Here is a 19,519-nt window from a genome sequence, read left to right as displayed (position 1 = left end):
GCTTGGCTAACTGTATTCCGGCGAAAATCAAAGGCGCTCGCCTGCTGTGACGGCAGGCGAGCGCCTCGAACGAACAGCTCAGCAGGTCAGGCCCACTTCACCGCGGCCTCGGTCTCCACGCGGGGGAGCCGGTCGAACCACGGGTTCTCGCCCGGGTGGCCGATGTTGACGATCATCTTGGTGGTCCAGTCGCCCTCGGGGAAGAACTCCTTGTCGACGCCCGCGGTGTCGTAGCCCGCGATCGGGCCGGCGGCGAGACCGGCGGCGCGGACGGCGAGGATGAAGGCGCCGGCCTGCAGGCCCGCGGACCAGCCGCCGGCGCCGTGGCGGGCGGTCTCGTCGGCCTCGAAGTAGTCCTTCATCTCCGGGCGGATCGGGAAGACGTTCGGGATCTCCTCGTGCCAGTTGTTGTCGTAGGCGACGATCGCGGTGGCCGGGGCGGCCTTGGTCTTCTCGACGTTGCCCTCGGCGATGTGCGGGAGCAGGCGCTCCTTGCCCTCGGCCGTGCGCACGAACACGATCCGCAGCGGCTGGGTGTTGGCCATCGTCGGAGTCCAGCGGGTGAGCTCCCAGATGTCGGCGAGCTCGTCGTCGGTGACAGGGGTGTCGGCGAAGGTGTTGGAGGTGCGCGCACCGGTGAAGACGATCTCGCGGCCGCGGTTGTCCAGCTTCTCGAGGAAAGTCGGCTCGAGTGCAGTGGTCTCGGTCATGTCGCTCTGAACTCCGTGGTTACTAGGGATATTCCGGTTACTTCGAAAATAGTAGTTCCTCAGTATTCAGGCAACTCCTGTAGGCTGGGTTGCATGCCCGCGACGAAGCCCGCACACGATCCGCAGGTGTGCAATGCAGCGCTGGTGCGGGCCTTCGACTTCCTCGGCAAACGTTGGAACGGCGTGATCCTCGGCAGCCTGACCCAGGGCCCGCTCGGCTTCGCTGACCTCAAGCGAGCGGTGGCCGGCATCAGCGATTCGATGCTCTCCGAGCGGCTCAGCGAGCTGGCTGGCCTGGGCCTGCTCGCCCGCGAGGTCGACCCCGGCCCGCCGGTGGCTGTTCGCTACGCGCTCACCGGATCCGGTGCCGCGCTCGCGCCGACCCTCGGCGCGCTCACCGAGTGGGCCGGCACGCATCTCCCGGCCGGCGACTGCTCCGAGGACTGACCGGTCCGGTGAAATCAGGTCGGCCCGCCACCGAGACGGTGACGGGCCGACTTGATGGCGATCCTCAGTGCTTGGCTGCCCGACCGAGGTCGAGGAAGACCGTCTCTCCGGTGGCGTCCTCGAGACCGTCGTTGTCGGTGACCGCGTAGGCGCGACCGTCGGCGCCGATCGTGAAGCCCTCGAGCTTCTCCTGGGTCCATCCGTTGGTGGCCTGCAGCGCAGGCAGCAGGTCGTACGCCAGGCGCTTGCGCAGCGGGGTCACGGGGCTGAGCCCGGTGACCCCGCGGCGGGGCACCTCGATCGTGTAGACCCGCTTGATCGCGGCGGTGGTGCCGTTCTGCTTGTCGCGCTCGATGACGGCGAGGGTGTCCTCGTCGACGGCGGTGATCTCGGACAGGCCGAGCCAGTCACCGGCCACCGAGGTCGACTCCAGGCCGTAGCCGAACCACTCCCACTCGCCCGTCGCCGGGGTGTAGCGACCGATCCGGGCGGTGCTCGCGCCGTCCACGCCGGGCTTCTTCGTGGTCGAGTCGGCCCACAGCGGGCGTTGGAGCGCGACGTACACCTTCTCCGAGCGGCGCTTCCCGGTCACCGTGACGCCCTCGAGGCCCCACTTGCCGACCTTCTCAGCGATCTCGGTGGGCAGCGGCACCGTCTCGATGATCCGGCCGTCGCGGTCGAGGCGGAGCAGCGCGTTCCCGGCACCGGTCGCGCCCTCGCTGGCCACCCAGAAGCCGCCGCCACGACGGGCGGCCAGGCCCTCGATGTCGAGTCTCTCGGCCACCTCGCCCGCGGAGCCGGTGACCTCGAGGACGTCGCGGATCACGGCGGGGGAGCGGTTCACCGAGAGGGTGTAGATCCGGCCGGTGGCGTAGGCCGCGTCGCTGGCGGCGTAGAGCTTGTCGGGCTCGCCGGGCACCTTCGAGAGCGCACCGAGCGCACCCCAGCCGATCGGCTTGCCGTTCCGGGAGGCCGACTCGACGGTGGGGAAGGACGACGACTTCCGACCGAAGCCGTAGAGCGAGACCGACGCCCGCACCAGATCCTCGGCCGAGTCCTCCTCCGAGGAGATCGCCAGCAGGTTGCGCGACGGGATCGGCAGCAGCCCCTCGGGCCCGTTGGTCGCGGGCAGCGCCTGCGTGAACCTCGGAGACGAAGGCGTACGCATGTCGTAGACGGCCACGAAGTTGCTGCGCTCGGAGCCCACGAAGGCGTACGGGACACCGCCGAAGGTCTCGAAGGCGAGCCCCTCGGGCTCCGCGCCCTTCTTGGCGGCGCGGTCGTTGTTGTGCAGGCCGTACTTCGTGGCGAGGTCCTCGAAGGTGGATCCGGCGTCCCAGACCACCTCGCCGGTCGCGGCGCGGAAGACGGTCCAGCCACGGGTGCCGCCCTTCCAGTCACCCTCGTTGGCGGTGGCGACCAGGCCCTTGCCGACCCACTGGATCGAGTCGGGCTCGCGCGGCGCGTCGATGGTGTCGACCGGGTCGAACAGCCCGTTCTTGGTCGCGTCCACACCGGAGACGACCGCGTTCCCGGCGCTCCACGCCGTCTCGACGGTCGCGGACGGAAGGTCGATGATCGCGACGCCGTTGTTCTCCTGCAGCGTGAGCGCGAGCTGGTTGTCGGCGTTGATGTCGACGTACTCCGGCTCGGCGTCCTCCGGGGTGTCGAGCCCCTTCAACAGCGAGGCGGGCAGCGCCACGTCGGTGATCCGCCACTCGGCCGGACCGCCGTCGAGGCCGACGATCTTGACCGATCCGGCCGGCGCCTGGGGCAGGTCACCCTCCTCGCCGCCGGCAGGGGTGGCGGCCTCGTTGCGCTGGTTCTCCATCGCGATCGCGGCGTACGTCCCGTCGGGGCTGACCGCGATCGAGTCGGGCTGACCGCCCAGGTCGTACGAGGCCACCTCCTCGTGCGGGGCGGCCAGCGAGATCACGTCGATCCGCCCGGCACGGGTGCCGACGGCAGGCTCCTCGTCCTCCCACTCGGTGTCCTCGAGGCCGGGGTAGGTCGACTCGTCGACGACGACGAGCGCGTAGTCGCCCACGATCGACACCGACGTCGGCGAGCCGCCCTTCGCGCCGGCGACGTCGTGGCTGCCGATGCCCTTCGGCGAGGAGGGGTCGGAGATGTCCAGGAAGCCGATCCGGCCGCCGGCCGCGTCGGTGTAGGCCAGTGTCCTGCCGTCCTCGGAGACGGCGGAGATCTCGGCGACGGTCGCATCGGCCGGGTCGACCCCGGCAGGCACGTTCTGGAAGACCGGATAGGTCGCGAGCCGGCTGAACTCGCGGTGCCGGCCCGGATCGGCGGTGGCGGTGCCACCGAGGACGGTCATCAGCGAGACGCCCAGGCCCCCGATGGCCAGGACGCCGACCCCGGCGAGTGCGAGGCGGTTCTTGCGGAGAAGCATGTGAGGGTTCCTCTCGGGGAATTGTTGCCGGAGGAACGATCCGGGCGGCACCGCACCCGGAGGCATCGACGTGGTGACGAGGTGCCGACCTCGACATGAACACCAGGTGGGCGCGGGTCGGAGCGGGCCTACCGACCGGTTAACGTTCCAATCGCCAGGCCCATCCGGCCGGGTAATAGGCTGACGGACGACACCCGTCCCGTCCCTGACCCAGGAGTAGTTCAGTGGCATCGATCGACGCCGTAGGCGCCCGCGAGATCCTCGATTCGCGAGGCAACCCGACTGTCGAAGTTGAGGTCGTCCTCGACGACGGCACCTTCGCCCGCGCCCAGGTCCCCAGTGGCGCCTCGACCGGAGCCTTCGAGGCCGTCGAGCTGCGCGACGGTGGCGAGCGCTACGGCGGCAAGGGTGTGCAGAACGCCGTGACCGCCGTCGTGGAGACCCTCGCACCCGCGATCGAGGGCTTCGACGCCGACGACCAGCGCGCCATCGACCAGGCGATGATCGAGGCCGACGCGACCCCCAACAAGGCCAAGGCCGGCGCCAACGCGATCCTCGGCGTCTCGCTCGCGGTCGCCAAGGCCGCCGCCGACTCGGCGGGTCTCTCCCTGTTCCGCTACGTCGGTGGCCCCAACGCCCACGTGCTCCCGGTCCCGATGCTCAACATCCTCAACGGTGGCTCGCACGCGGACTCCAACGTGGACATCCAGGAGTTCATGATCGCGCCGATCGGCGCGCCGACCTTCGCCGAGGCGCTGCGCATCGGCGCCGAGGTCTACCACGCGCTCAAGTCCGTGCTGAAGGAGAAGGGCCTGGCCACCGGGCTCGGCGACGAGGGCGGCTTCGCGCCCAACCTCGAGTCCAACCGCGCCGCCCTCGACCTGATCGCCGAGGCGATCGGCAAGGCCGGCTACGAGCTCGGCAAGGACGTCGTCCTCGCGCTCGACGTTGCCGCCTCGGAGTTCTACCAGGACGGTGCCTACCTCTTCGAGGGCGCGAAGAAGACCGCCGAGGAGATGACCGCCTACTACGCGGAGCTCGTCTCGGCCTACCCGATCGTCTCCATCGAGGACCCCCTCGACGAGGAGGACTGGGACGGCTGGAAGGCGATCACCGACGCCATCGGCTCCAAGACCCAGCTCGTCGGCGACGACCTGTTCGTCACCAACGTCGAGCGCCTCGCCCGCGGCATCGAGGGTGGTCAGGGCAACGCGCTGCTGGTCAAGGTCAACCAGATCGGCACGCTCACCGAGACCCTCGACGCCGTCGACATGGCTCACCGCGCCGGCTTCAAGACGATGATGTCCCACCGCTCCGGCGAGACCGAGGACACCACCATCGCCGACCTCGCCGTCGCCGTCGGCTCCGGCCAGATCAAGACCGGCGCCCCGGCCCGCTCCGAGCGCGTCGCGAAGTACAACCAGCTCCTCCGCATCGAGGACGAGCTCGGCGAGGNGAAACGGACGCATACGGAAACAACGTGGGCGGCGTACGGAAAGAATTCCGTACGCCGCCCCCGGCTGTGGTCTCGATCAGGCCTGAGCGGCCTCGTCGATGGCAGCAGCGACGCGCCGGTGCGCCTCCCAGATCTCCTCCGGCAGCTTGAACTGCTTGAGGTGCTCCTCGCGGAAGCCCATCTCCTGCTTCCAGCGGTTCAGGTCGAGGGAGAGGATCCGGTCGAGGTCCCTCTGCGGCAGGTCCAGGCCGCGCAGGTCGAGCTCGTCCTCGGTCGGAATGACGCCGACGGGGCTCTGCTGGCCCTTGACCTCACCCTTCTTGAACTGCAGCAGCCACAGCAGCGCGCGCACGTTCTCGCGGTAGCCGGGCCACAGGAAGTGACCGTCCTCGGAGTCACGCTGGAACCAGTTGACGTGGGCGAAGACCGGCTTGTCGGTGGCCTCGCCGATGATCTTCAGCCAGTGGCGGGCGTAGTCGCCCTCCTCGTAGGCGAGGAACGGACGCATCGACATCGGGTCGTAGCGCAGCACGCCCTCGAGGCCGTCGGCCGCGGCGGTCGCCTCGGCACCGAGGGTGAGGCCGTCGTAGACGCCCTCGGCGACATCGGTGATCGCGCGGATCAGCGGCTCGCGGTCACGGGTGCGGCCACCGAAGATGATCGCGTCGACCGGCACGCCGGCCGGGCTGTCGAAGTCGGGGGCGGCGTTGGGCACCTGCGAGATCGGCGTGGTGAACCGGGAGTTGGGGTGTGCCCACGGCTCCCGGAGCTCCGAGTCGAGCCGGTCGGCGAGGCGCTCGCCCTTCCAGTCGATCCAGCCGTCGAGGTCGTCCGGGTGGTGCTTGGTGAGCCCCTCCCACCAGACCTCCTGGGTCTTCTCGTTGTAGGCGACGTTGGTGAAGATCGCGCCCGAGCCCGGCAGGACCGCCTGGACGGCGCCCGGGTTGGTCTTCTCGTTGGTGTCCTTGGCGACGCCGAAGACGCCGTTCTCCGGGTTGAAGGCGTAGAGCTTGCCGTCCTCGCCGACCCAGATCCAGGCGATGTCGTCGCCGTAGAAGGTGACCTCGTAACGCTCACCGAGGGCGTCGGGCGAGAGCGTCATCGAGAGGTTGGTCTTGCCGGAGGCGGACGGGAAGCCACCGACGACGTGGAACTCCTCGCCGGTCTCCTTGTCCTTGATGCCCAGCAGCAGGAACTGCTCGGCCAGGAACTTGCCGGAGGCGCGGCCGTCGTAGCAGGCCTGGCGCAGGCCGTGGGCGATCTTGCCCAGCAGCGCGTTGCCGCCGTAGGAGGAGCCGAAGTGGAGGATCGTACGCTGGTCGGCGACCGTCGCGAAGAGACGCTGGTCCTTGTCGGTCCCCTGCCCGAGGTTGGGCAGGTCGCCGGTCACGTGCACCGCACGGACGAAGGAGTTCGGGTCCGCGAGGTTGTTGATGTAGTCGATGCCGACGCGGGCCATCCGGATCATCTGCTGCACGACCGGGCGGCTGTCGGTGAGCTCGACACCCGCGGCGTACGCCTCGAGCGGCGAGCCGGCCGGAGCCATCAGGTAGGGGATGACGTACATCGTCTTGCCGGCCGAGGCGCCGGTCATCCGCTCGGTGAGCGTCTTGACGGTCTCGTCAGCCGGCTTCCAGTTGTTGTAGACGCCCTTGTCCTCCGGGTTGGAGGTGGCGACCACGGTGCGCTCCTCGGAGCGCGCGGTGTCCTTGATGTAGGAACGGCTGTAGTAGCGGCCGCCCGTCACCGGGAGGAGCTCGCCCGCTGCCAGGGACTCCTGGAGGAGCCGCTCGTCGTCGGCTGCGCTGACAACCTCGATCTGCTCGGCTCCGGTCACCCCTGCCCAGTAGGAGACATACTCCCGCACATGAGGATTCGTCAGCCCCGCCTCATCGAGGACCTTGTCCACGTCAACCATTCCGACACCCTTCAAAAGTTTCGCCGATTGCAGGCACGTTACCCCAGTTGAAGAGGCCTCCAACCGGGGTACCGTGCACCAGAGTGGGTCATCGATCACGGGCCTGGACAATTGATCGATCCAACTGCAGGCGATGTTCCGATAGCCGGTCCTGAGACCCTTGTGACCCCCATGTTTAAGTGAGAAACGCCTCATTTCGGCGCGCGGTCCGTAATGTGGATGTGACGCCGATGTCGCATGGTGACACGGATTACATCTAAGGTTTCGCGAGTGATCCCCCAACACACAGACGTTGAATTGTTTCAATTCCTGAGCGGTCCAGAGGTCGCCTGATGGACCTCATTCTCGGGACCTTCGCCGCCTCCTTCGCCGGAGGACTCTTCCCCGTCATCAACTTCGAGACCTACCTCGCGGTGGCCGCCTCGAACCTGACCTTCTCCGCCCTCGTACTCGCCCTGGTGGCGGGAATCGGCCAGACCAGCTCCAAGGTCGTCTGGTACTACGCCGGCCACGGCACCACCGCCCTCCCCTTCGTCCGCAAGAAGATGTCTTGCGAGAAGTGGCAGAAGCGGATGGAGAAGTGGGAGCGGCGTACGCAGGGCCGGCCCGCCTATGCCGGCGGGCTGCTCGCGGTGGCCGCGCTCAGCGGGCTTCCGCCGCTGGCGATCCTGGCGGTGGTCTACGGCACGCTCAAGGCCAACCTGATGCTCTTCGTCGCGATCACGTTCGTGGGCCGCGTACTTCGGTCCTGGATGATCCTGGAAGCCGCCGCGTTCGCGTGGTTGCGGACATAGGGCGCAGCCCTTCTAGGCTGTCCGCATGCCTCAACCAGCCGGATTCGTCGGAGTCACCGCCAACCTCGGTCTCAAGGAGGGCGCTGACGACTTCGCCGTCGTCGCCGCTCCCTCGGGCCCGGTCACGAGCGCCGCGGTCTTCACCCGATCCCGCTTCGCCGGGGCCTCGGTGCTGCTCTCCCGAGCCTCCGACCTCTCCGCGTTCCGCGGGATGGTCACCATCTCGAAGAACGCCAACGTCGCGACCGGGCCGACTGGCGAGGCCAACGCCCTGGAGGTACGCCGCCTGGCGGCCGAGGTCGTCGGCGTCCGCCCCGAGGAGCTGCTGGTCGCCTCGACGGGCGTGATCGGCGTGCAGTACCCGATGGACGTCCTCACCCCCGCGCTCGAGAAGCTCGCCGGGACCGCCGGCGACGCCGACTTCGACGCCGCCGCGGCGGCGATCATGACGACCGACACGATCGCCAAGATCGAGACCCGGACCGTCGGCGACGCGACGATCACCGGGATCGCGAAGGGTGTCGGGATGCTCGAGCCCGACATGGCCACGATGCTGACCTACTTCTTCACCGACGCCGCGGTGCCCGCGGACGAGCTCGACGCGGCCTTCCGCCGGGTCGTCGACCGCACCTACAACGCCGTCTCGATCGACACCGACACCTCGACCTCCGACACCGCCGCGATCTTCGCCTCCGGCACGGCCGGCGCCGTCGACCTGGGTGAGTTCGAGGCCGCGCTCTACGACGCGGCGCTGGCACTGGTGAAGAAGATCGCCTCCGACGGTGAGGGCGCCTCCAAGCTGATCACGGTCTCGGTCAGCGGCGCCCGCGACGACGCCCAGGCCAAGCGGGTCGGCAAGGCCATCGTCAACTCACCGCTGGTCAAGACCGCCGTCCACGGCGCCGACCCCAACTGGGGCCGCGTCGCGATGGCCATCGGCAAGCTCCGCGAGGAGACCGACATCTCCCCCGAGCACGTACGCATCGCCTTCGGCGGCACCGAGACCTACCCAGCTCAGGTCTCGGCAAATCTATTGGCAGATTTGTCGACTTATCTCATCGGCGATGAAGTCTCGATCGAGGTCGACCTCGGCATCGCCGGCGGTGAGTTCACGGTCTACGGCTGCGACCTCACCGACGGCTACATCCGTATCAACGCCGACTACACGACCTGAGCCACCCTCGACCAGCGGTCAGCCGGCCTGCGCGGAGCGCTCCTCCGCGAGGAGGGCCGCGGCGCGGCGTACGACCAGCTCGATCACGTCGGGATGCGGGCCGATGACGTCGGCGACGATCTCCGCGCCGACGGCCTCGGAGCGGGTTCGGACCAGGTCGGAGAAGAAGCCGGGAGCGAGCAGGTAGGGAGAGACGGCGTCGCCGGGGCGTACGACCTGGTCGATGGGCGGGGCGCCGGAGCCGGAGACGGTGGCGACCCTGACCGGACCACCCCAGGCCTTCTCCAGCATCAGACCGGCCGTCGCGATGTCGGCTCGGGCAGACGGGTCGTTGGAGCCGGCGGCGACCAGGACGACTGGCTGGCCGGGAACCGCACCTACGGCGACCAGCCGGGAGACCTGCGCGGAGGCGAGCAGCGGATCCGGCCCGAGCGCGCGACCCATCGCCACCGGCAGCCCTTCGGCGGCCTGCGGCAGGTCGACCTTGATGTGGTAGCCGGTCGAGAGCAGCAGCGGGACCACGACCGACGGCTGAGCGTCGGCCAGGACGTCGGTGAGCAGCGGCTCGCAGAGCTCGACGTACGCAGCCTTCGACTCCATCCCCAGCACGCGACCGGCGCGCTTGGCGATGATCGAGGCGACCGCGTTGCCGAGCAGCTGCCGGGTGCCGTGGGCGACGACGACGAGCCTCATGAGCCCACCGCCAGCCGGTAGCCACGCTTCACGACGGTCTGGATGGTCTTGGTGCCGAGCGCCGAGCGGAGCCGGGCGACCGCCATCTCGACCGCGTGCTCGGAGCCGGCGGTGCCGGAGGGGAGCATGGCGAGCAGGGCCTGCCGGGAGACGACGATGCCGGGGTTGGCGACGAGGGCGCCGAGGACGGCGGCGGGCGCCGGCGAGAGCTTCACCTCGGCGCCGTCGAGGATCACCGCGTCGCCGTGGAGCAGCAGCTGATGACCGCCGGCGAGCTCGATGAGCAGGCCCTCGCGCCGCAGCGGCAGCTCGGTCTCGAGCATCTTGACCATGGCCGCGGTGCGGGAGCGGTCGGGGATCATGGTGGGTACGCCCCACATCTCGAAGGCGGCGGCGGTCACCGGACCGACGCAGGCCGCGACCACATCGGCCTGGAACGCCGCCACGACCTCGTCGCGCAGGCCCACCGACCCGGCTGCCTGCATGAACGCGGCCACCGCGGGAGCGGAGGTGAAGGTGACCGCGTCCAGCTCGCCGTCGGCCAACGCCTCGACCAGCCGGAACATCGGCTCGGGGTCGGCGGCCGACTCGACCCGGTAGACGACCACGTTGATGACCTCGGCGCCCTGCCGGGTCAGCGCGTGCACGACCATCGACAGCGACTGCCCGTGCTCCTGCACCACGATCCGCTTGCCGGTCAGGTCGCGGCCGCGCAGATGCTCCAGGACGTCGTCGAACTCCTCCGACTCCGGCGCCCACAGCTCTCGCAGCCCGCGCCGCCGGATCGCACCGACCGACTTCGGTCCGCGGGCCAGGATCTCGGCGCCGCCGAGGGTCTCCAGGAGCCGGTCGAGCAGTCCCCACTCCTCCGCGGCGTCGAACCAGGTGCGGGTCCCGATACCGGTCGTCGCCAGGAACATGTCGATCTTCTGGCCGATGATCTGCTCGGTCACGGCACGCAGCGCGCCGGCGTCGACCCGGTTGGGGTCGACGGAGAGCGCGGGCGCCCACACCACGTGTGCTCCCCGCCTCTCGAGCAGGTTGATCTGCTCCTCGGCCTTCCGCGCCGCGGTCACGCCGACGCGGAAGCCGCTCAACGCGCCACTGTCCACATCGGAATCGTAGGTCCCCTGGATCATTTGTGCCGCGTTCGTCATCGCCGGGCGCCGACCCGGATCTCTCCGTCGACGACGTCGACCTCGTAGGTCGCGACCGACACCGACGGATCGTCGAGGCACTGACCGCTCTCCAGCGAGAACGGCTGCTTGAGCAGCGGCGAGGCCACGAACGGCACCTCACCACGCGTCCCGACGATCCCGCGGGCGAGTACCGAGGCGTGGCCGTACGGGTCGAAGTTCGACAGCGCGAAGACTCGGTCGTCGAGGGTCCGGAAGACGGCGACCGCCTCCCCGCGCACCAGCGCGGCGATGCCCGTCTCCGGGTCGATGTCGTCGAGGCGACAGACGGCGATGTACGTCACGGGCTGGGTCTGAGTCTGGGTCTCGGTCATCGCGTCTCCTCCAAGGTGGGCATTCCGACAGGGATAGAGGCACCGAGCGAGACCGGGCCGACCACTGCGGGCTCGTCGCCCACCTCCGGGACGATCTGGCCGCGGGTGGACCCGAAGGAGATGTTAGGGTCCGGGATGTCGGGGGCGTTGACGAAGGAGACGAACCGGCGCAGCTTCTCCGGGTCCTCGAGCGTGGCCTTCCACTCGTCGAAGTACGTCTCGGTGTGGCGCGCCATCGCGGCCTCGAGCTCGGTGCCCAGGCCGAGGACGTCGTCGATCACGACCTCGCGCACCCGGTCCAGGCCGCCGTCGAGGGAGTCGATCCAGGTCGAGGTGCGCTGGAGGCGGTCGGCGGTGCGTACGTAGTACATGAGGAAGCGGTCGAGGTAGCTGACCAGCTCCTCGGTGCTCAGGTCACCGGCGAGCAGCTGGGCGTGGGCCGGGATGGCGCCACCGTTGCCCCCGACGTACAGGTTCCAGCCCTTCTCGGTGGCGATGACACCGAAGTCCTTGCCGCGGGCCTCCGCGCACTCGCGGGCGCACCCGGAGACGCCACCCTTGAGCTTGTGCGGCGAGCGCAGCCCGCGGTAGCGGGTCTCCAGCATGATCGCGAGGCCGACGGAGTCCTGGACGCCGTAGCGGCACCAGGTCGAGCCGACGCAGGACTTCACGGTCCGCAGGGACTTCCCGTACGCGTGGCCCGACTCGAACCCGGCGTCGACCAGGCGCTTCCAGATCGCGGGGAGGTCCTCCATCCGGGCACCGAACATGTCGATGCGCTGGCCACCGGTGATCTTGGTGTAGAGGCCGAAGTCCTTGGCCACCTCGCCGATCACGATCAGGCCCTCGGGCGTGATCTCGCCGCCGGGGATGCGCGGGACGACCGAGTAGGAGCCGTTCTTCTGGAGGTTGGCCAGGTAGGCGTCGTTGGTGTCCTGGAGCTTGCGGTTCTCCTTGGCCAGCACGTGCCCGTTGAGCTGGCTCGCCAGGATGCTCGCGACGGCGGGCTTGCACAGGTCGCAGCCGCGGCCGCTGCCATGTGCCTCGATGATCTGGTCGAAGGTCTTGTAGCCGTGGATCAGGACCACGTCGAAGAGCTCGGCGCGGGTCATCTTGAAGTGCTCGCACAGGCTCGTGTCGACGGTCTTGCCCTGGGCGGTGAAGTAGTCCTCGACGATCTTCTTCACCTGCACCTTGCAGGATCCACAGGTCGAGCCGGCCTTGGTCTCCTTGGTGACGTCCGCCGCGCTCTCGCAGCCGTTGTCGACGGCCGCCTCGATGTCACCGCGGGTGACGTTGTTGCAGGAGCAGATCTGCGCCTCGGGCGGGAGCTGAATTCCTCCCCCACCGCCACTGGACTGGGGGAGGATCAGCTCCTCCGGGTTCTCCGGAAGCACCATGCCCGAGGCGACCATGGGCCGCAGCAGGCCGTACGCCGAGGCGTCGCCGACCAGCACGCCGCCGAGCAGGCGGGTGCCGTCCTCGCTGATCACCAGCTTCTTGTAGACACCGGCGACGGCGTCGGAGTAGGTGAGCTCGAGGCACTCGGGGGTGGTGCCGTGCGCGTCACCGAAGCTCGCGACGTCGACACCGAGCAGCTTGAGCTTGGTCGACATGTCTGCGCCGGTGAACGTGCCGGCGCCACCGAGCAGCGCGTCGGCGACGACCTCGGCCATGTCGTAACCGGGAGCCACCAGGCCGTACATCCTGCCGCCGGGCGCGGCGCACTCGCCGACCGCCCACACATGCGGGTCGGAGGACCGGCACTGCTCGTCGACCAGTACGCCGCCGCGCTCGGCCAGGTCCAGGCCGGCGCCGCGGGCGAGCGCGTCACGCGGCCGGATGCCGGCCGAGAAGACGATCATGTCGACCGGCAGCGGCTCCTCGACGTCCTTGAACTTCAGCGCGCTGACCTTGCCGTCGAGCACGCCGCTCTCGTCCTCGTCCACGACGGAGATCTCGGCCACGGAGTCCGGTGAGATCGACTCCGTCATCACGCCGGTGTGCACGCTGAGACCGAGCTTCTCGATGTGGCGCTTGAGCGTGTTGCCGCCGGCGTCGTCGACCTGCACGGCCATCAGCCGCGGCGCGAGCTCGACCACGTGGGTCTTGACGCCGAGCTGGTGCAGCGCGTTGGCGGCCTCCAGCCCGAGCAGGCCACCGCCGATCACGGCTCCGGTCTTCGCGGTCTTCGCGGCCTCGCGGATCGCCTCGAGGTCCTCGATCGTGCGGTAGACGAAGACGTTCCCGAGCTCCGAACCCGGCACCGGCGGCACGAACGGCGCCGCTCCGGTGGCGAGCACCAGCTCGTCGTACGCCATCTCCTCGCCGTCGGCGAGCATCACGGTCTGGGCGGCGGTGTCGATCTCGACGACGCTCGTGCTGGTGCGCAGGGTGACCCGCGGGTCCTCGTAGACGCCGGAGGGCAGGAAGGAGAGTGCCTCGGCGCCGACCTCGAAGAAGCTGGTGAGGGCGACCCGGTCGTACGCCGGGCGCGGCTCCTCACCGAAGACCACGATGTCGTGGGTCTCGGTGAGACCGCGCTCGATCGCGGCGGTCACGAAGCGGTGACCGACCATGCCGTGGCCGACGACGACGACCTTCTTGCGGAGGTGAGGGCTCATGACGTAGTTCCTTCCAGACTGAGCTGCGTTGCATTGAGCTGAGTGCCGCTGGGCCGGGTGGCCAGGAGCTGACGTACGGTCGGCGCGCAGCCACCGCATCCGGTGGTGGCGCGGGTGGTGTCGCGTACGTCCTCGAGGGACCGGCACGCCCGGATCCGGCCGGCGCTGACACCGGCGCAGGCGCACACCTCCGCGTCGTCGGGGAGCTCCGGACGCGGGCTGTTGGAGGGCTCGGGCAGCAGCAGCTGGCCGGCCTCGTGCTCGCCGAGAACCGTCTGCCGGTCGAATGCCTGGGTGATCAGGCCGACCCGGCTCAGGTCACCGACGAGGGCTCCCGCGACGATGCGGCCGTCGCGTACGACCAGCTTGCGGTGGGTGCCCTTGACCGGGTTGGCTATCTCGACGACCTCGCCGGTCTCGTTCTCGGGCTCGCCGAGGACGCAGACGTCGAGGTCGGTGGCGCGCAGCCGGGCGACGACGCGGTGGCCCTGATAGGTCGCGGGGCCGCCGGCCAGGACGTCGGCGAGGACGCCGGCCTGCTCCCACGCGGGCGAGACGAAGCCGGTCACATTGCCGTTGTGCTCGGCGCAGTCGCCGATCGCGTACACGTCCGGGTCGTCGACGCTGCGCAGCTGGTCGTCGACGACGATGCCCCGGTTGACCGTGAGCTCGGCGCGGCGGGCGAGGTTGGCGCGCGGCCGGCCGCCGGCGGTGAGCACCACCAGATCGGTCTCGAGGGTGTAGCCGTTGTCGAGCTTGAGCCCCTCGTCGGTCAGCCTGGTCGCACGGGCGCCGAGGTAGACCTGGGTGCCGAGCTTGGCCATCGACCGCTTGAGCACCTTGCCGGCCGACGCGTCGACCTGGCTGCTGAGCAGGTGGTCGCGGCCCTCGACGATCTCGGTCTCGATGCCACGGACCGCCAGGGCGCGGGCGACCTGGAGACCGAGCAGGCCACCGCCGACGATCACCGCACTGCGCGGGTGGTCGTGGAGGGTGTCAAGCAGCCGGGCGCAGTCGTCGAGGCTGCGGAACGCCTGCACCCGCGGGTCCAGCGAGCCGTCCATGCGCACCACGCCACGGATCGGCGGCAGGGTCGGGATGGCCCCGGTGGCCAGCACGACGGCGTCGTAGGGAACCGTCGTCCGGTCGGCGAGCTCGACCTCGTGGCGGTCACGGTGGATGTCCACGACGAGGCTGTTCAGGCGGAGGTCGACTCCCCTGTCGGCGTACCACTGCTTCTCGCGCAGCGCGAGTGCCCCTGGACGGTGGGTGCCCTCGAGCACGGCGGAGAGAAGGATCCGGTTGTACGGAGCGTGCTGCTCCTCCGCGAGCACCGTCGTCTGCGGGCCGAGGCCGCGCGCGACCAGTCCCTCGACGAGCCGCGCCGCGGCCATGCCGCCACCGATGACGACGATCCGCTTCTCGCTCACGGGCTCGCTCATGCGCTCACCGCCGCGGCGCAGACCTTGAACTCCGGCATCCGGCTCGACGGGTCGAGGGCGTCGTTGGTGAGCTTGTTGGCGCCGACCCAGTGGAACGGTACGAAGACCGTGTCCGGGCGGATGGTGGTGACGATCCGCGCAGGCGCCTTCATCTCGCCGCGCGGGGTGCGTACGACGACCGGGTCGCCGTCGTGGGCACCGACCCGGTCGGCCAGCAGCGGGTGGAGCTCGACGAATGCGCCCTCGTCGGGAAGGTCCTTGATCCGCCGGGTCTGGGCACCGGACTGGTACTGCGCGAGCACCCGGCCGGTGGTCAGGTGGAGCGGGTAGTCGGCGGTCGGCTGCTCGGCCGGGCCACGGTGGGCGACGTCGATGAAGCGGGCGCGGCCGTCGGCGTGGAAGAAGGAGTCGGCGAAGAGGCGCGGGGTGCCTTCGCTCTTCTCCGGGCACGGCCAGAAGACGCCGTCCTCCTCGCGGATGCGGTCGTAGGTGATGCCGCTGTAGTCGGCCTTGCCGCCCTTCGAGGCCGCGCGGAGCTCGGTGAAGATCTCCTCGGGATCGGTCGACCAGGTCGAGGCGGCACCGAGACGGGTGGCGAGTCCGGTGATGATGTCGAGGTCGTTCTTGACCCCGTCGGGGGCGCTGATCGCCTGGTTGCGCAGGATCACCCGGCCCTCGAGGTTGGTCATGGTGCCGGTCTCCTCGGCCCACTGGGTCACCGGCAGGACCACGTCAGCCAGCGCGGCGGTCTCGCTCATCACCATGTCGGCGACGACCAGCAGGTCCAGGTCTGCCAGTCGCGACGTGATGTGGGTGGCGTTGGGGGCGGAGACGACGATGTTGGAGCCGAAGACGATGAGGCTCTTCGGACCCTCGGGGGTGCCGAGCGCGTCGAGGAGCTCGTAGGCGGAGCGGCCCTTGCCGGGGATGGTCTCGGGGTCGATGCCCCAGACCGCGGCGACGTGGGCCCGGGCGGCGGGGTCGTCGATCATCCGGTAGCCGGGAAGCTGGTCGGCCTTCTGGCCGTGCTCGCGGCCACCCTGGCCGTTGCCCTGTCCGGTCAGGCAGCCGTAGCCGGCGTACGCCTTCCCGGGCATGCCGAGGGCCAGCGCGACGTTGAGCCAGGCCAGGACGGTGGCGGTGCCCTGGGCGTGCTGCTCGGCGCCGCGCGCGGTCAGGACCATCACCTTCCCCGCGCCGGCGAGCAGGTCGGCGAGCTCGCGCAGCTGCGCGGCCTCGACCCCACTGACCCGCTCGACCATCTCCGGCCACCAGGCGGCCACGGAGCGGCGTACGTCCTCGAAGCCCGTGGTCCGCTCCGCGATGTAGTCCTCGTCGACCGCGCCGGCCGCGTCGAGCAGGTGAAGGACGCCGAGCGCGAGGGGCAGGTCGGTGCCGGGGACCGGCTGGAGGAAGAGGTCGGCGCGTTCGCCGGTGGGGGTCAGCCGCGGGTCGATGACGACGACCTTGCCGCCGTTCTCGCGGAGCCGGTCGAGGTGGCGGGCCGCCGGCGGCATCGTCTCGGCGAGGTTGGAGCCGACGAGCACACAGACGTCGGTCTTCTCGATGTCGGCCAGCGGGAACGGGAGTCCGCGGTCGACGCCGAAGGCCTGGTTGCCGGCCGAGGCCGCCGAGGACATGCACCAGCGGCCGTTGTAGTCGATCTGGGAGGTGCCGAGGGCGACCCGGGCGAACTTCCCGAGCTGGTACGCCTTCTCGTTGGTCAGCCCGCCGCCGCCGAAGACTGCGTTGGCGTCGGCGCCGTGGGTCTCCCGCAGATCGGCGAGCTTCGAGGCGACCAGGTCGAGGGCCTCGTCCCAGGTCGCCGCGCTCCACTCCCCCGTCGCCCGGTCGCGCACCATCGGGGTCGTGAGCCGCTCACGGCTCCCGCGCAGCCCCGTCGCCGTCCACCCCTTGCGGCACAGCGCACCCTCGTTCACCGGGAACGCTCTCTCACTGACCTCCAGACGGGGCCCTTTGCGTGAAAGGGTCATCCCGCACTGCAAGCTGCAGTAAGGACAGTGGGTGTCGGTCACGCGTACTCACACCGTTTCGGGTCGGGGACTGGCGACCTCTACTCTCCGGTGTCAAGGTTTCGCGCCGATCCGCCCTCCGTACCCCTTCCGTCAACTTCCGCTCACCACCTCACAGACCGCCGAGGCGTCACCCGCGTCGCCCGAGCTGGCATCTCGGTGCCGACTCGACCGACGGAAGTGACGTCTCGGCCTGCAGAAGTGACGTCTCGGCGGTCAGGGGGTACGCCGCCGCAGGGTCGCCGAGCCGAGGGCGAGGCCGGCCACGACGAACCCGGCGACGACGGCGAGATCGGTCCAGACCTCGCCGGTGTCGGTGGAGATGACCAGGTGGGTCATCGCGTCGACGGCGTACGAGAGCGGCAGGACGTCGGAGATGGCCTCCAGGACCGGGGGCAGCGACTCGCGCGGTACGAGCAGGCCGCAGAGCAGGATCTGCGGGACGACGATCGCCGGCATGAACTGCACGGCCTGGAACTCGGTGGTGGCGAAGGCCGAGACGAGCAGCCCGAGCGCGGTGCCCAGGACGGCGTCGACGATCGCGACGACCACGAGCAGGGCGACCGAGCCACTGATCTCCAGCCCGAGCAGACCCACGCTGACTCCGACGGCCACGCCCGACTGGACCGCGGCGAGCAGCCCGAACGCCAGCGCATAGCCGAGCAGGAAGTCGCCCTTGCCCAGCGGCATCGCCAGCAGCCTCTCGAGCGTTCCCGAAGAGCGTTCGCGCAACGTGGTCACCGAGGTGACCAGGAACATCACGATGAACGGAAAGATCGCCAGCAGGGCCGGACCGATCCGGTCGAAGATCGGCGCGGGCGTCTCCTCGTACATCCACCACAGCAGGGTCATCAGCAGCGTCGGGAGGACCACCAGCATCACCAGGGTGCGGTGGTCGCGCCGGATCTGGGCGAGGACCCGCCCGGTCACAGCCAGGGTTCGTCGAAGACTCATCGTGCTGCCGCCTTCACCAGGGTCAGGAAGGCGTGCTCGATGTCGTCGGCGCTCGCCTTCTGCTTGATCTCGGCAGGGCTGCCGTCGGCGAGGAAGGCACCGTCGCGCATCAGCAGCAGCCGGTCGCAGCGATCGGCCTCGTCCATCACGTGGCTGGAGACGATGACCGCCGCACCTGCGGCGGCCAGGTCCCGGAAGGTGCCCCAGAGCTGCTCGCGGAGCACCGGGTCGAGCCCGACCGTCGGCTCGTCGAGCACCAGCAGGTCCGGCGAACCGAGCAGCGCCGCGGCGAGCCCGACCCGCGAGCGCTGACCACCGGAGAGATCGCGTACGACCTGGTCCTTGTAGTCGACGAGGTCGACCGTCTCGATGGCTTCGGAGACCGACGACATCGGCGCACCGAGCACCCGGGTGAAGAACCTCAGGTTCTCAGTCACCGTCAGGTCGGCGTAGACGCTGTCCGCCTGGGTGACGTACCCGATCCGCGGGCGCAGCGCGGCCGATCCAGCCGGACGACCGAGGACGGTGAGGGTCCCGGTGACCTTCGCCTGCACACCGACCAGGGCCCGCATCAGCGTCGTCTTGCCGCACCCGGACGGCCCGAGCAGCCCGGTGACCTCACCTGACCGGATGGAGAAGTCGAGGCCATGGATGACCTCAAGCTTCCCGCGCACGACTCGGAGACCGGATGCCTCCACCACGTTATTCATCACATGATGAAATGTGGCACGACGGGGCGCCGCACGCAAGAGGACTACGGCAAAGGCCCGGTCAGATAGCCCTGGACCACCGGCGCGTACGTCGCGACCAGCGTGTCCACCGGAGCCGAGGCGAGCGGCTCGATCCGGGCGATGTAGCGCAGCGCGACGAGCCCGACCAGCTGCGAGGCCACCAACGTGATCCGCCGCTCGGGTTCATCGAGCTCGAGTGCCTCACTGACCGGAGCCAGGATCAGCCGGCCGAAGGCATCAGGCACCAGAGCCTTTCCTTCCGGCTCGAAAGCGCTGCGCATCAACGCCATCAGCGGGAGCCGGGACTCCTCGTCGTCCCAGATGCTCAGGAGGAGACGTACGAGCCGCTCCCCCACACCGTCGCGGCCCCCGGCGGCGACCACGGGCACGACATCTCGTGGATCGACCCGCAGCTCCAACGAGGCGACGAAGAGGTCCTCCTTGGTGCCGAAGTAGTGGTGCACCAACGCAGAGTCGACCCCGGCGGCGGTCGCGATCCCGCGGACGGAGGTCGCGGCGTACCCCTGCTGCGCGAAGCGCTGCCGAGCCGCCGTCAGGATCGCCGCCCGTGTGTCCGGCGAGCCGGGCCTGCGCCCTCGCCGCGGTGCCTTCGTGCTCATGGA

The 19,519-nt window shown here is 69.7% G+C and carries 15 protein-coding genes and 1 pseudogene; 4 read left to right on the top strand and 12 right to left on the bottom strand.

Annotated elements, in window-relative coordinates; genetic code table 11:
- Window positions 1–86: 86 nt before the first annotated feature.
- Window positions 87–710: a malonic semialdehyde reductase gene (locus ACFX43_RS13325; protein ID WP_378822103.1), complete on the bottom strand. Its 624-nt coding sequence runs from the start codon at window positions 708–710 to the stop codon at window positions 87–89.
- A gap of 93 nt (window positions 711–803) precedes the next feature.
- Between ACFX43_RS13325 and ACFX43_RS13320 the strand changes: the two genes are divergently transcribed.
- The gene (locus ACFX43_RS13320; protein ID WP_378822102.1) at window positions 804–1,157 is read left to right on the top strand and encodes a winged helix-turn-helix transcriptional regulator; all 354 of its coding nucleotides are present in this window, start codon (window positions 804–806) and stop codon (window positions 1,155–1,157) included.
- A 64-nt stretch (window positions 1,158–1,221) separates the two neighbouring features.
- Here the strand turns inward: ACFX43_RS13320 and ACFX43_RS13315 are convergent, their stop codons facing one another.
- Window positions 1,222–3,567 (bottom strand): esterase-like activity of phytase family protein, encoded by a 2,346-nt coding sequence (locus ACFX43_RS13315; RefSeq protein WP_378822101.1) that lies wholly within the window; start codon window positions 3,565–3,567, stop codon window positions 1,222–1,224.
- Window positions 3,568–3,791: 224 nt separating this feature from the next.
- Between ACFX43_RS13315 and eno the strand changes: the two are divergent.
- Window positions 3,792–5,030 (top strand): annotated as a pseudogene (eno, locus tag ACFX43_RS13310) (phosphopyruvate hydratase); the annotation flags it as partial.
- A 69-nt stretch (window positions 5,031–5,099) separates the two neighbouring features.
- On the opposite strand, the gene ACFX43_RS13305 reads toward eno, so the two are convergent.
- The gene (locus ACFX43_RS13305; RefSeq protein WP_378822100.1) at window positions 5,100–6,941 is read right to left on the bottom strand and encodes a phosphoenolpyruvate carboxykinase (GTP); all 1,842 of its coding nucleotides are present in this window, start codon (window positions 6,939–6,941) and stop codon (window positions 5,100–5,102) included.
- A gap of 332 nt (window positions 6,942–7,273) precedes the next feature.
- Here ACFX43_RS13305 and ACFX43_RS13300 point away from each other — a divergent pair, with 332 nt between their 5' ends.
- The gene (locus tag ACFX43_RS13300) at window positions 7,274–7,735 is read left to right on the top strand and encodes a hypothetical protein (protein WP_378822099.1); all 462 of its coding nucleotides are present in this window, start codon (window positions 7,274–7,276) and stop codon (window positions 7,733–7,735) included.
- A gap of 25 nt (window positions 7,736–7,760) precedes the next feature.
- A complete protein-coding gene (gene argJ, locus ACFX43_RS13295) occupies window positions 7,761–8,909 on the top strand; it encodes a bifunctional glutamate N-acetyltransferase/amino-acid acetyltransferase ArgJ (protein WP_378822098.1) in 1,149 nt (382 codons plus the stop codon).
- Between the two features lie 18 nt (window positions 8,910–8,927).
- Here argJ and ACFX43_RS13290 read toward each other — a convergent pair whose 3' ends face one another.
- From ACFX43_RS13290 to ACFX43_RS13250, 9 genes are all read right to left on the bottom strand, one after another.
- Window positions 8,928–9,602 carry a sirohydrochlorin chelatase gene (locus tag ACFX43_RS13290; protein ID WP_378822097.1) on the bottom strand — a complete coding sequence of 225 codons (675 nt, stop codon included), beginning with the start codon at window positions 9,600–9,602 and terminating at the stop codon, window positions 8,928–8,930.
- Entirely contained in the window at window positions 9,599–10,714 is a 1,116-nt protein-coding gene (locus tag ACFX43_RS13285; RefSeq protein WP_378822096.1) for a uroporphyrinogen-III synthase, read from the bottom strand. The genes ACFX43_RS13290 and ACFX43_RS13285 overlap by 4 nt, the downstream gene beginning before the upstream one ends.
- A 41-nt stretch (window positions 10,715–10,755) precedes the next feature.
- The gene (gene nirD, locus ACFX43_RS13280; protein ID WP_378822095.1) at window positions 10,756–11,112 is read right to left on the bottom strand and encodes a nitrite reductase small subunit NirD; all 357 of its coding nucleotides are present in this window, start codon (window positions 11,110–11,112) and stop codon (window positions 10,756–10,758) included.
- The gene (gene nirB / locus ACFX43_RS13275; RefSeq protein WP_378822094.1) at window positions 11,109–13,736 is read right to left on the bottom strand and encodes a nitrite reductase large subunit NirB; all 2,628 of its coding nucleotides are present in this window, start codon (window positions 13,734–13,736) and stop codon (window positions 11,109–11,111) included. Before nirB ends, nirD begins: the two co-directional genes overlap by 4 nt.
- Window positions 13,733–15,178: an FAD-dependent oxidoreductase gene (locus ACFX43_RS13270; protein WP_378822093.1), complete on the bottom strand. Its 1,446-nt coding sequence runs from the start codon at window positions 15,176–15,178 to the stop codon at window positions 13,733–13,735. Before ACFX43_RS13270 ends, nirB begins: the two co-directional genes overlap by 4 nt.
- Entirely contained in the window at window positions 15,175–17,214 is a 2,040-nt protein-coding gene (locus tag ACFX43_RS13265) for a molybdopterin oxidoreductase family protein (protein ID WP_378822092.1), read from the bottom strand. The genes ACFX43_RS13270 and ACFX43_RS13265 overlap by 4 nt, the downstream gene beginning before the upstream one ends.
- A gap of 213 nt (window positions 17,215–17,427) precedes the next feature.
- Window positions 17,428–18,165: an ABC transporter permease gene (locus ACFX43_RS13260; RefSeq protein ID WP_378822091.1), complete on the bottom strand. Its 738-nt coding sequence runs from the start codon at window positions 18,163–18,165 to the stop codon at window positions 17,428–17,430.
- Entirely contained in the window at window positions 18,162–18,875 is a 714-nt protein-coding gene (gene ccmA, locus ACFX43_RS13255; RefSeq protein WP_378822090.1) for a heme ABC exporter ATP-binding protein CcmA, read from the bottom strand. The genes ACFX43_RS13260 and ccmA overlap by 4 nt, the downstream gene beginning before the upstream one ends.
- Window positions 18,876–18,919: 44 nt before the next feature.
- Window positions 18,920–19,516, bottom strand: coding sequence for a TetR family transcriptional regulator (locus ACFX43_RS13250; RefSeq protein ID WP_378822089.1), 597 nt, complete (start codon window positions 19,514–19,516; stop codon window positions 18,920–18,922).
- Window positions 19,517–19,519: the final 3 nt, after the last annotated feature.

The organism is Nocardioides sp. YIM B13467 (assembly GCF_042788075.1).
GTDB lineage: Bacteria > Actinomycetota > Actinomycetes > Propionibacteriales > Nocardioidaceae > Nocardioides.
This window is presented reverse-complemented; position numbering and strand designations above follow the sequence as displayed.